Source organism: Solimonas marina, from assembly GCF_012241385.1.
GTDB classification, from domain to species: Bacteria; Pseudomonadota; Gammaproteobacteria; order Nevskiales; family Nevskiaceae; genus Solimonas; species Solimonas marina.
In genome coordinates this window covers 220023-232625 of record NZ_JAAVXB010000002.1, presented here as the reverse complement: position 1 = coordinate 232625, position 12603 = coordinate 220023, and the positions used below count along the sequence as shown (strand labels likewise).

The window sequence follows — 12603 nt, the reverse complement described above, 5'->3', positions numbered from 1 at the left end:
CGACCGGCACCGCGCCCGTAACATCGACGACGACAAGAAAGAAAGGCGCCTCGCGGCGCCTTTCTCGATGCTCTCCTCCAGCACCGCAACTTATTCGAACACGAAGTGCTCGACCGGCAGCTTGGTCATCGAGCGGCTCGGCTTGACCATCGACACCGCATGGCCCTTGGCACGCGGCAGCAGGTGATCGAAGTAGAAGCGCGCGGTGGCGAGCTTGGCCTTGTAGAACTCCGGCGACTCGTCACCACCGTTGGCGAGCTTGTCGCTGGCCACGGCCGCCTGCAGCGCCCAGAAGTAGGCCATCGTCACGTAGCCCGAGTACATCAGGAAGTGATGGCTGGCGGCGCTGACGCTTTCGCGATCCTTACGGGCGGTGAGCATCACGCGCATCGTCAGTACGTTCCACTCGGCGGCATAGCGCGCCAGCGAGGTTGCGTAACGGCGCATCTTGGCGTTGCGCATGTGCTCGACGGAAAACTTGGCGATCAGGCTGGTGAAGTCACGCACGGCGCCGCCGCGGGTCATGATCAGCACCTTGCGGCCGAGCAGGTCCAGCGCCTGAATACCGGTCGTGCCTTCGTACAGCGTGGCGATGCGCGCATCACGCGCGATCTGCTCCATGCCGTGTTCCTTGATGTAGCCGTGGCCGCCAAACACCTGGATGCCGTGATTGGCCGCTTCGAGGCCCATTTCGGTCAGGAAGCCCTTCATGATCGGCGTCAGGAAGCCGAGCTTGTCGTCCCAGTATTTGTACTTCTTGTCGTCGCCTTCGATGATGCCGTTGGTCATGTGATCGGCATACTGCGCGGCGAAGTAGATCATCGCGCGGCCGCCTTCGGCGAAGGCCTTCTGCGTCAGCAGCATGCGGCGCACGTCGGCGTGATGAATGATCGCGTCGGCGACCTTCTCCGGCTCCTTCTTGCCACCCAGCGCGCGCATCGAGCGGCGGTCCTTGGCATAGGCCAGCGCGCCCTGGAACGACGCTTCGGCGTGGCAGACACCCTGGATCGCGGTGCCGATGCGCGCGGTGTTCATGAACGTGAACATCGCTTCGAGACCCTTGTTCGGCTCGGCGATCATCCAGCCGGTCGCCTCGTCGAAGTTGATCACCGCCGTCGCCGAGGCCTTGATGCCCATCTTGTGCTCGATGGAGCTGCACACGACGTTGTTGAACTCGCCGACCGAACCGTCGTCCGCCGGACGATGCTTGGGCACGATGAACAGCGAGATGCCGCGCGTTCCCGGCGGCGCGTCCGGCAGACGCGCGAGCACGATGTGCACGATGTTCTCGGCCAGGTCATGTTCGCCGGCGGAGATGAAGATCTTGGTGCCGGTGATCTTGTACGAGCCGTCCGGCTGCGGTTCGGCCTTGGTCTTGACCTGGCCGAGGTCGGTGCCGCACTGCGGCTCGGTCAGGCACATCGTGCCGGTCCAGGTGCCTTCGGTCAGCTTGGGCATGTACAGCGCCTTCAGCTCGTCCGACGCGTGCTGCATGACGGTGTTCATGGCGCCGAGCGACAGGCCCGGATACATGTTGAATGACCAGTTGGCCGTGCCCATCATTTCGGTCTTGAACAGACCCATCGACATCGGCATGCCCTGACCGCCGAATTCGGCCGGGTGCGACAGCCCCTGCCAGCCGCCGGCCACGTACTGCTCGTAGGCGTCCTTGAAACCCTTGGGTGTCGTCACCTTGCCGTTGTCGAAGTGGCAGCCTTCCTCGTCACCCGGCAGGTTCAGCGGCGCCAGCACTTCTTCGCACAGCTTCGCGCATTCTTCGAGGATCGCGCTGACCGTCTCCGGATCGGCATCCTTGCCGTTGCTGAGGCCGGCGTAGTGCGCCGGATAGTCGAACACTTCGTTGAGCAGGAACTTCATGTCCCGCAAAGGAGCTTTGTAGGCAGGCATGGGAGATATCACGGAGGAAATTGACGGCGCGCAGTGTGCCCCTCGTTGTGCAGCGCGGCATTGGCCAAACTGACCTTCGGCGTAGGCAGGCGCGCAGGCTGCAATGACACGCCGCTGGCGCGTTGCGCGCCGATCACGGCATGCTTTGACGTCCGTAACCCTCGACCCCGGAACGAAATATGGAGTTCAAGGCCGCTACCGCGCCGTATGCCGACGTCACGATCGACAGCGTCGACGGCGCACAGGCCACGCTCAGCCGCCACGGCGCCCACGTGGTCTCGTGGCAAGCCGCCGGTGGCGGCGAACAGCTCTATCTGAGCAGCAAGGCACAGGCCGGCGCCGGACAGGCGATCCGCGGCGGCATCCCGGTGATCTTTCCGCAGTTCGCCGCCGAGGGACCGTTGCCCAAACATGGCGTTGCGCGTACCGGTACGTGGACGCTGTCGTCGCGCGGGCGTGATGCTGACGGTCGCGGCCGTGCCATCTTCACACTCGCCGACAGCGCCGATACCCGCGCGGTCTGGCCGTATGCATTCCTTGCCGCCTTGCACGTCACGGTCGGCGGTGCGTCTCTCGACGTCGAATTGCGCATACACAACCGCGACGATGCGCCGTTCACGTTCACCGCGGCGCTGCACACCTATCTACGCGTCGACGACATCGACCATGCGCGTCTCAGCAGCCTGCAAGGGCTGCACTACCGCGATTCGGCGCACGGCAACACCGCGTGCATCGAAACCGACGACCCGCTGGCGATCGTCGGCGAGGTCGATCGCATCTACTTCGACACGCCGCCCGCGGTCGAATTGCGCGATGGCCGGCGCACGCTGCGCATCGGCCAGCGTGGCTTTACCGATCTGGTGGTCTGGAATCCCGGCGCCGAAAAAGCCGACGCCCTGACCGATCTCGACGCCGACGGCTGGCGGCAGATGCTGTGCGTCGAGGCCGCCGTCATCGGCGTCCCGGTCACGCTTGATCCCGGCGCGCAATGGAGCGCCGCACAAACGCTGGAGGTTTTGTGAGCACGCTCGATTTCTGGTTTGAATTCGGCAGCACCTACTCGTATCCGGCGGCGATGCGCATCGGCGACGCCGCGCGCGCGGCCGGCGTCACCGTGCGCTGGCAACCGTTCCTGTTGGGTCCAGTCTTCCAGTCGCAAGGCTACGCGCAGTCGCCGATCCTCGAAGTGCCGGCCAAGGCCGCCTACATGTGGCGCGATCTGGCGCGCCTGTGCGGCAAATACGGCCTGGGCTGGCAGCAACCGAGCCACTTCCCGCGCACCAGCGTGCTCGGCGCGCGCATCGCCTGCAGCTACGCCGACGCACCGTGGCTGGAAAACTTCGTGCACGCGGTCTATCGCGCCAACTTCGCCGAGGACCGCGATGTGGGCGACGAGGCCGTCATTGCCGCCTGCCTACGTACGGCCGGCCAGCAAGCCGCCGCCGTCATCGCGCATGCGACCAGCGAGGCCGAGCGCCCGAGACTGCGCGCACAGGGCGTGCGAGCAGCCGAACTGGGCCTGTTTGGCGCGCCGAGCTTCGTCGTCAATGGTGAACTGTTCTGGGGTCAGGACCGCCTGGAAGACGCCCTTGCCTGGGCACGCCGTTGAATCAGCAAAAAAAGATTGATCAAAACAGGTGACCTCGCGCTGTCATTTCGGCAAACTGTTGGCTGCACAGCCACAGGAACCGGGGCGATAGGGCATGCGCGATTCTGGGTATTTTCTGGAAGTCATCCATTCCGGCATGGTCACCGCCGGTCTGAACGTCAACGCCATTTACGAGCGGCTGGGCTATAACGCCGAGGAACTGCCCCTGCGAGAGATGCGCACCCCGCATCAGTTGCAGGCCTACTTTTGGGAAACCGTCGAGGCCGTCACCGGCGATCCGGAGATCGGCCTGCACTTGTGCCCGCACCTACCGGTGTTCCACGGCGAGGTGCTCGAATACCTGATCTTCAGCAGCGCCACGCTCGGCGAGGGCCTGGAACGCGCGCTGAAGTATCTGCGCCTGCTGTCCGATGCGCTGAACGTGCGCATCGTCACCGACGACGAAGGTGCCCGCGCGCTGATCAAGGGCACGGCGGCCGAGGCACCGCAGCTGCGTCACACCGAAATCTGCATCGTCTTCGAACTGATCCAGTTCCTGAAGAGCGTCACCGAGGGCCGCTTCGCACCACAACGCGTCGCCCTGCACTGCAGCCAGCGCGCACCGCAGGCCGAGTACGAGAAGATCTTCGGCTGCCCGGTCAGCTTCGGCGCGCCGGAAAGCGAACTGTGGTTCGACCCCGCCGTGCTCGAATACCGCTCGCCGCGCTGGGATCCGGACCTGCTCAAGCTGCATGAGGACCTGGCCGAGCGGCGCCTGTCGAAGCTGCGACGCCACGACCTCATCGAGCGCATCCAGAAGCTGTTTGCGCAGCGCCTGGAACTCGATCAGCTGACGCTGGAAGACGTCGCCGCCGAACTCGACGTGCCGACGCGGCGCCTGCGCTTCGAACTGTCGCGCGCCGGCACCAGCTTCTCCGAACTGCTCGCCGATTTCCGCTTCGCACTGGCCAAGCGCCTGCTGGCCGGCACCGAGGAGTCGATCGAGAACATCGTCTACCTGACCGGCTTCTCCGAGCCGAGCACCTTCTACCGCGCGTTCAAACGCTGGTCGAGCATGACGCCGGTGCAATACCGCGAGCAAAAGCGCTCGCACCGCCGCCTGGCGCGCGCGTCGGGGCCGTAGCGAGGCTTTCCCGGATTCCCCGGCCTGGGTGTCGCGGCTCGCGCCGCTCCTGCAAAACGCCCATCGCCCCGTAGGCGCGGCGCAAGCCGCGACCACGCGGCGCAAATCAAGCGCTGCGGATTCAGACGTCGGCCACGTCCCGCATGCAGCAGCGCTTGTGCCGCCACCCAGTGCGCGCATCGGGGCGGTAGCGAAGGTTTCCCGGATTCCGGGCCTGGGTGTCGCGGCTCGCGCCGCTCCTACAAAGCCCCGCACGCCCGTCCTGTAGGAGCAGCGCAAGCCGCGACCTACGCTTCAGGCTTACGCCGCCGGTCCCGGCCGCGAATGTGACATCGCGCAATAAAAGCCCTGCCTCGATCGCTGACCATGTCGGGCATGGATGACAAGCCCACATATCGGCCCGGGCAGCGTGCGCTGCGACGCGGTCGCGTCTCGATGCCCGGCCAGATCTACCATGTCACGATCGTCACCGACGGCCGCGCACCGCTGTTTACCGACTCAGGCCTCGCCGGCGTCGTGATGCGCCGCCTGCACGACCGCGCGTTGCTCGATGATGCGGTCGGGCTGTGCTGCGTCGTGATGCCGGATCATCTGCACTGGCTGCTGCAGCTCGGCCGTGCGGCGTCGCTGTCACAGCTCGTCGGACGCTTCAAGGCGCTGAGCGCGCGGGACGTCAATCGACGGCGCAAGGTGGAGGCCCGGGGGGTCTGGCAGCGTGGGTTTCATGATCACGCCCTGCGACGGGAGGAAAACGTCGAACAGGTCGCACGTTACATCGCCGACAACCCGCTTCGCGCCGGGCTGTGCCGATCGTTGGCGAATTACCCGTACTGGAATGCGGCGTGGGATTGGGACTTCTGAACGCCGCGGGTCGCGGCTTGCGCCGCTTCTACAAAGGCGTATGGGGCTTTTGTAGGAGCAACTGTGTCGTCGCGGCGGCTGCAGATCCGGACCTTGCGCGTGCTTCGATACACCACGCTACGCGCGGCACTCGGCATGAACGGTTCGGGGAATTCGCAAAACACCTGGGGAGCGTTGTAGGAGCAGCGCAAGCCGCGACCCAGGCTACGGGACGCCGCGCTTGCCGAGCTTGCGCGCCAGAGTGCGGCGGTGCATGCCGAGACGGCGCGCGGTTTCCGAGACGTTGAAGCCGGTTTCGGCCAGCATCTCGTGGATGCGCTCCCACTCCAGGGTCTTGATCGATGTCGGCCGTGCGGCAACCGGCACGTCGACGTCGCCGCCGCTGGGCTGCAGAAAGGCCGTTTCGATATCGTCGGTGTTCGACGGTTTGACGAGGTAGTTGCAGGCGCCGAGCTTGATGGCCTCGACGGCGGTGGCGATGCTCGCAAAGCCGGTCAAAACCACGATCAACATGTTCGGATCATGCGCGTGCAGCGCCTGTACGACCGTCAGTCCGGACGCGGCGCCGAGCTTGAGATCGACGACTGCGTGACCCGGCGTCGCCTCGGCGATCAGCGGCGCCACCTCGTCGGCATCGGCTGCCAACTGCACGCGCCAGTCGCGCCGCTCGAACGAGCGCTTCAGCGTGCGCGCGAAAGCGGCATCGTCCTCGACGATCAGCAACGAGCGTTCACGTGGCGGGTTCATCGTTTTCCTCGATCATCAGCGTCGCCAATGGCAGGCGCATCGTCACGCAGGCGCCGCCGTCGGGCCGATTCTCGACCGTCACACGCCCGCCGAACTTGCGCACGACGTTGACGACCAGAAACAGGCCCAGGCCGCCGCCGGGGCGGCCCTTGGTCGACTGATACGGCTTGCCGAACTGCGCCAGCATCTCCGGCGCAAAGCCAGGCCCGCGATCACGGACCGACAACGCCAGCATGCCGTCGATCGACGACACCGTGAAGCCGACCCAGGCCGGCGACGCGTCGAGCGCATTATCGAGCACATTGCAGATGATCTGCTTGAGTGCCGAGTCGGAGACGATGGTCGGATCGTCCTCCATGGTGTTGTCGTAATCGAAACGCTGGACCGGCCGCGTGCGCCGCCAGTCCTCGACCAGATCGTCCATGAAACCGCTCAGGGTCGTCACCATCGGCGATTCGCCGCGCGCCTCGCCGGCCGACAGCAGGATGCCGGTGACGATGGTCTTGCAGCGCCGGACCTCGGCCTGCATGTCCTCGATCTCGGCGAGGATTTCCGGATCGCGCTGAAAGGCCGGCATGCGATGCCAGTCGCCGAGGATCACCGACAGCGTGGCCAGCGGCGTGCCCAGCTCGTGCGCGGCGCCGGACGCGAGCAAGCCCATGCGCACGATGTGGTCCTCCTCCGCCGCGCGCTGGCGCAGATCGGCGAGACGCGTGTCACGCGCGCGCAGGTTGCGATTGATACGCGTCATGAACACCACCAGCAGGCCGACGTCGATGACGAAGCAGATCAGCATGCCGATGATGTGCAGCAGGAACAGCTGCCCGGTGTCGCCGCCCGGCATCTGCAGCGGCAGGTGATAGCGGGTCAGCACGGCGAAGCACACCGCGGTGATGATGACCAGCGTCCACGTCGTCCAGGCGTCGAGCAGCATCGCCGCCAGCGTCACCTGCAGCAGGTAGAGGAACACGAACGGATTGGTCGCACCGCCGCTCAGATACAGCAGCGCCGTGAGCGCTGCGACATCCAGCAGCAGCCCGGCGAACAAGGTGCCATTGCTGATCTCCGACGCGCGCCGCGGCCGGTAGAGGCTGAACAGATTCAGCACGATCAGCCCCACCACGATGGACGACATCGCGAGCAGCGGCAGTTCGACGTGGAAGACCAGGGTGACGAAGGTGATCGTCAGCACCTGGCTGACGACGGCGATCCAGCGCAGCTCGATGAGCTGCAGCATGTTCTGCTGGCCGACGGTCTCGCCGCGGGCGGCGATCAACGATCGGCCGAAGGGGTATCGGCGGGTCTGCATGGCGCGCATGCTGGACGCCTTCGCCGCGGAAGTCTATGCGGGACCGGCGGCCCCGCTGCGGCGGCGCCATTCGCCGCGCGCCAGGATGTAGGCCCAGATCAGCGTCATCAGCGCCAGGCCGTACCAGGTGATGGCGTAGACCAGATGGCTGTTATGAAACTTGACGACGGTCAGGCCGCCGACCGGCCAGCCGCTGGGGTTGGGCGTGGCGTCGGCATCGATGAAATACGGCGCTACGTCGGCCGCCTGCAGCCCGCGCGCCTGGGCGATGGCCGCCACATCGCGCGAATACCAGCGGTCTTCATCGGGCTTGTTGTGGCGCAGGAAGCCGCCCTTGGGCTCGGTCATGCGCAGCAGGCCGACGATGTGCACCGGCGCATCCGGATGCGCCGGCAAGCGCATCAGCGGATCGCGATGTTCGGTGTCGACGAAGCCGCGATTGACCAGCACGATAGAGCCGTCGGCCTGCTTGAGCGGCGTCATCACCCAGAAGCCCGGGCCACGATCGGTCACCGCCTGTACGAAGGTTTCCCGCCCGTGCAGAAAGACGCCATCGACAAAGACCTTGAGGTAGTTGTCGTCACGCTCGTTGACCTTCGCCCAGCCGTCACGTGCCGGCGCCGGTACCGGCTTGGCCGCCAGGCGGTGATCGACCCGGGAGATCAGATCCAGCTTCCAGTGCAGCCGGTGAACCTGCCAGGTGCCGAGCCAGACGAAACCGCCAAACAGAAAGACCGCGATGACGGCGAGCCCGTAAAGGCTGGCGGTCGATCGCGGCCGGTCTGCAGACATCGAAAATCTGACGTCGCGCGCGCTGCCCCTCAGGGCATGTCGTGCGCGTCGGACGCCGACATCTCGTGCATCTGCGGCATCATCAGGTGGTTCATGTGGTACATGACCCAGAACGAGCCGACGATGGTGATCAGCACCAGCACCGCCGTGAAGATCATCGCCAGCATGTTCCAGCCGCCTTCCGACGAGCTGTTCATGTGCAGGAAGTAGATGACGTGCACGACGATCTGCACCAGCGCGAACGCCAGCACCACGACGGCGGCCGTCTGGTTCGACGTCATCACGCCGCCCATGACGATCCAGAACGGGATCGCGGTCAGGATGATCGACAGCACAAAGCCGATCATGTAGCCCTTGAGCGAGCCGTGCGCCTCACCGCCATGGCCGTGGCCATGGTCGTGGCTGTGAACGTGCGGTTCGAGTTCGGTTTCGTGGTGGGCCGTGCTCATTTCAGAACTCCCATCAGATAGACGAAGGTGAAGACGCCGATCCAGATGATGTCGAGGAAGTGCCAGAACAGCGACAGGCAGCTCAGGCGGCGCGTCATCTGCTCGGTGAGACCGCTCTTCGAGGTCTGCACCATCAGCACGATCATCCACAGGATGCCGAACGAAACGTGCAGGCCGTGCGTCGCGACCAGCGCGAAGAACGACGACAGGAACGCGCTGCGCCACGGGCCGGCACCCTCGCCGATCATGTGGTGGAACTCGGTCAGCTCGATGCCGACGAAGGTGGCACCGAACAGCGCGGTGATGACCAACCAGGCGATGACCGCGCCCTTGCGGCCGCGATGCGCTTCGAGCATCGCAAAGCCGTAGGTGATCGACGACAGCAGCAGCGCCGCGGTGTTGACCGCGATCAGCGGCAGGTCGAACAGCATCTTCTGGTCCGGACCACCAGCGTAGCTGCCATTGAGCACGCCGTAGGTCGCGAACAGCACCGCGAAGATGAGGCAGTCGCTCATCAGGTACAGCCAGAAGCCGAGCAGCGTGCCGTTTTCAGTGTGATGCTCGCCGGTCACATAGAAACCGGACGGGTCGAGCGTTGGAGCGTGATGTGTCGACATAGGATCAGGCCTGCGCAAGCAGTCGGGTACGTTCGGCTTCCGTCTTCTCGACCTCGTCGGCCGGAATGTAGTAGTCACGATCGTAGTTGAACGTATGGAAGATCGCCGAGCCGATCAGGCCGACGAACGACAGCGCGGCCAGCCACCAGATGTGCCAGATCAGCGCGAAGCCGCAGACACCAGCCAGAGCCGCCAGCACGAAGCCGGTCGCCGTGTTCTTCGGCATGTGGATCGGCACGAAGCCGCTGTCCGGGCGCTGGTAGCCGCGACGCTTCATGTCGGTCCAGGCATCGATCTCGCTGATGTACGGCGTGAACGCGAAGTTGTAGACCGGCGACGGCGAGGCGGTCGACCACTCCAGCGTACGACCATCCCACGGGTCGCCCGTCGTGTCGCGCAGACGCTCGCGGTCACGGAAGCTGACGTAGATCTGCACCAGGAAGCACATGATGCCGAGGAAGATCAGGAACGCACCGAACGCAGCGATCTGGAACCAGATCTGCAGCGACGGATCGTCGAAGTGGTTCAGACGGCGGGTCACACCCATCAAGCCCAGCACATACAGCGGCGTGAACGCGAACCAGTAACCGATCACCCAGAACCAGAACGAGCACTTGCCCCAGAACGGATCGAGCTTGAAGCCCATCGACTTCGGGAACCAGTAGCTGATCGCCGCGAACGCGCCGAACACCACGCCGCCGATGATCACGTTATGGAAGTGCGCGATCAGGAACAGCGAGTTGTGCAGCGAGAAGTCGGCCGGCGGAATCGCCAGCATCACGCCCGTCATGCCGCCGACGGTGAAGGTGACCATGAACGCCACCGCCCACATCATCGGCAGTTCGAAGCGGATGCGGCCGCGGTACATCGTGAACAGCCAGTTGAACATCTTCACGCCCGTGGGAATGGAGATGATCATCGTGGTGATGCCGAAGAACGAGTTCACACTCGCACCGGAACCCATCGTGAAGAAGTGATGCAGCCAAACGATGTACGACAGGATCGTGATGACGACCGTGGCGTAGACCATCGACGTGTAGCCGAACAGGCGCTTGCCCGAGAACGTGGCAACCACTTCCGAGAACACGCCGAACATCGGCAGGATCAGGATGTAGACCTCGGGGTGACCCCAGATCCAGATCAGGTTCACGTACATCATGGCGTTGCCGCCCATGTCGTTCGTGAAGAAGTGCGTGCCGACGTAGCGGTCCAGCGACAGCAGCGCGAGCACGCCGGTCAGCACCGGGAACGCGGCAACGATCAGCACGTTGGTGCACAGCGCCGTCCACGTGAACACCGGCATCTTCATCAGCGTCATGCCCGGCGCACGCATCTTGACGATGGTGACCAGGAAGTTGACGCCGGACAGCAAGGTGCCGACACCGGCGATCTGCAGCGACCAGATGTAGTAATCGACACCGACGTCGGGACTTAATATGAGTTCCGATACCGGTGGATAGGCCAGCCAGCCGGTGCGCGCGAACTCACCGATGAACAGCGACAGCATGACCAGCACCGCGCCGACGGTGGTCATCCAGAAGCTGAAGTTGTTGAGGAACGGGAACGCGACGTCGCGCGCACCAATCTGCAGCGGCACCGCGACGTTCATCAGACCCACGACGAACGGCATCGCCACGAAGAAGATCATGATCACGCCATGCGCCGTGAAGATCTGGTCGTAGTGATGCGGCGGCAGATAGCCCATGTCACCGTTGAAGGCGATGGCCTGCTGGATACGCATCATCACCGCGTCGGAGAACCCGCGCAGCAGCATGACGATACCCAGCACCATGTACATGATGCCGATCTTCTTGTGATCGATGCTGGTGAACCACTCGGTCCAGAGGTAGCCCCACTTGCGGTAGTAGGTGATGGCCGCGAACAGCGCACCACCGATCAGGGCCACCGCCACGAACGTCCAGACCAGGATCGGCTCGTGGTACGGAATCGACTCAAGACTGAGCCGCCCGAAGATGAAACGCATGAGATCGGATTTTTCTTGCATCGGTTAATCCCGAAATACTGGCACGACGCGGTCGGTGCCTTAGTGTTGAGGCGACGCCGAGGCGTCATCGGACGAAGACGGCTGCGCCGCTTCGTCGGGCATGGGCGCTGCCATGCCAGCCATCGTCTGCTCGTGGTGCATGGCCGGCTCGGCTGCGGCCTCACCGCCTTCGTGCCCCTCTTCACCTTCAGCCTTCGGCGGCTTCAGGCTGTTGCAGGCCGGCGCGTCCGGCTGCACGCAGAGCGTCAGGATCTTGTGATACAGCTGCGGATCAACGCTGGCGAAGTACTGCACCTTATTCTGCATGCTCGGCTTTTCGAGCTGCACGTATTCGGCGTCCTGCATCGCGTCCGGGCTGGCCTTGACCTTGTTCACCCACTGCGTGAAGTCGTCAGCGCTCATGCCGTGGAACTTGAAGGTCATGCCCGCAAAGCCCGCACCGCTGTAGTTCGCCGAGAAGCCGTCGTAGACGCCCGGCTTGTTGATCACCGCGTGCAACAGCGTCTGCATGCCCGACATCGCGTAAATCTGACCGGCCAGCGACGGCACGAAGAACGAGTTCATGCCCGTCGACTCGGCGCCGGTGATCATGAACTTGATCGGCATGTCGACCGGTGCCGCCAGCTCATTGACCGTGGCGATGCCGTACTGCGGATAGATGAACAGCCACTTCCAGTTCAGCGCCACGACCTCCACTTCCAGCGTCTTGGCGCCCGGCGGCAGCGGCTTGTCGGCGGAAATGCGCTCGATCGGCCGATACGGATCAAGCTTGTGCGTGCTGATCCAGGTCAGCGCACCGAGCACGATGATGATCAGCAGCGGCGCCGACCAGACGATCAGCTCGATCAACGTCGAGTGATGCCAGTCCGGATCGTAGTCCGCCTTGGCGTTCGACGATCGATACCGCCATGCAAACCACAGCGACATGACGATGACCGGCACGACCACCAGCAGCATCAGGATCGTGCAAATGATGAGGAGGTCGCGCTGCTGAACCGCCAGGTCGCCGGACGGCTTCAGCAGCACGGCGTTGCACCCGGCCATGAGCATGACAACGGGGCTCAGGAGCAATCCTCGCAGGAGTCTGCTGGGCATGGTTAATCGAGGAGATGGTTCTTGGGGGCCAATATGGTAAACCGGTTTGGAGTTCAGCTCGATTGGACGTTTTGTCCAATTGCGCCAG

At 64.3% G+C, this 12603-nt stretch carries 12 protein-coding genes; 4 read left to right on the top strand and 8 right to left on the bottom strand.

Annotated elements, in window-relative coordinates:
- Positions 1-90 precede the first annotated feature (90 nt).
- On the bottom strand, positions 91-1908 hold the full coding sequence (locus tag G7Y82_RS04185; protein ID WP_168146769.1) for an acyl-CoA dehydrogenase C-terminal domain-containing protein: 1818 nt from the start codon (positions 1906-1908) through the stop codon (positions 91-93).
- A gap of 179 nt (positions 1909-2087) precedes the next feature.
- On the opposite strand from G7Y82_RS04185, the gene G7Y82_RS04180 reads away from it, so the two are divergent.
- The 4 genes from G7Y82_RS04180 (at position 2088) to G7Y82_RS04165 (ending at position 5501) form a co-directional block, all read left to right on the top strand.
- Entirely contained in the window at positions 2088-2930 is an 843-nt protein-coding gene (locus G7Y82_RS04180; protein ID WP_168146768.1) for a D-hexose-6-phosphate mutarotase, read from the top strand.
- Entirely contained in the window at positions 2927-3517 is a 591-nt protein-coding gene (locus tag G7Y82_RS04175; protein ID WP_366515609.1) for a 2-hydroxychromene-2-carboxylate isomerase, read from the top strand. Before G7Y82_RS04180 ends, G7Y82_RS04175 begins: the two co-directional genes overlap by 4 nt.
- A gap of 94 nt (positions 3518-3611) precedes the next feature.
- The gene (locus G7Y82_RS04170; protein ID WP_168146766.1) at positions 3612-4640 is read left to right on the top strand and encodes an AraC family transcriptional regulator; all 1029 of its coding nucleotides are present in this window, start codon (positions 3612-3614) and stop codon (positions 4638-4640) included.
- Between the two features lie 366 nt (positions 4641-5006).
- On the top strand, positions 5007-5501 hold the full coding sequence (locus tag G7Y82_RS04165) for an REP-associated tyrosine transposase (RefSeq protein WP_206370309.1): 495 nt from the start codon (positions 5007-5009) through the stop codon (positions 5499-5501).
- Positions 5502-5705: 204 nt separating this feature from the next.
- Here G7Y82_RS04165 and G7Y82_RS04160 read toward each other — a convergent pair whose 3' ends face one another.
- Genes G7Y82_RS04160 through cyoA form a run of 7 tightly spaced genes read right to left on the bottom strand, consistent with a single transcriptional unit; the run spans position 5706 to position 12515 of the window.
- On the bottom strand, positions 5706-6248 hold the full coding sequence (locus G7Y82_RS04160; RefSeq protein WP_168146765.1) for a response regulator transcription factor: 543 nt from the start codon (positions 6246-6248) through the stop codon (positions 5706-5708).
- The gene (locus G7Y82_RS04155) at positions 6232-7557 is read right to left on the bottom strand and encodes an ATP-binding protein (protein WP_240954076.1); all 1326 of its coding nucleotides are present in this window, start codon (positions 7555-7557) and stop codon (positions 6232-6234) included. The genes G7Y82_RS04160 and G7Y82_RS04155 overlap by 17 nt, the downstream gene beginning before the upstream one ends.
- A 33-nt stretch (positions 7558-7590) precedes the next feature.
- Complete coding sequence (locus G7Y82_RS04150) at positions 7591-8349, bottom strand: SURF1 family protein (RefSeq protein WP_168146763.1); 759 nt, start codon at positions 8347-8349, stop codon at positions 7591-7593.
- Between the two features lie 29 nt (positions 8350-8378).
- Positions 8379-8798 carry a cytochrome o ubiquinol oxidase subunit IV gene (gene cyoD, locus G7Y82_RS04145; RefSeq protein WP_168146762.1) on the bottom strand — a complete coding sequence of 140 codons (420 nt, stop codon included), beginning with the start codon at positions 8796-8798 and terminating at the stop codon, positions 8379-8381.
- Positions 8795-9415 (bottom strand): cytochrome o ubiquinol oxidase subunit III, encoded by a 621-nt coding sequence (gene cyoC, locus G7Y82_RS04140; protein WP_168146761.1) that lies wholly within the window; start codon positions 9413-9415, stop codon positions 8795-8797. Before cyoC ends, cyoD begins: the two co-directional genes overlap by 4 nt.
- Before the next feature lie 4 nt (positions 9416-9419).
- Complete coding sequence (gene cyoB, locus G7Y82_RS04135; RefSeq protein WP_168146760.1) at positions 9420-11420, bottom strand: cytochrome o ubiquinol oxidase subunit I; 2001 nt, start codon at positions 11418-11420, stop codon at positions 9420-9422.
- A 39-nt stretch (positions 11421-11459) separates the two neighbouring features.
- Positions 11460-12515 carry a ubiquinol oxidase subunit II gene (gene cyoA / locus G7Y82_RS04130; protein ID WP_168146759.1) on the bottom strand — a complete coding sequence of 352 codons (1056 nt, stop codon included), beginning with the start codon at positions 12513-12515 and terminating at the stop codon, positions 11460-11462.
- Between the last annotated feature and the right edge of the window lie 88 nt (positions 12516-12603).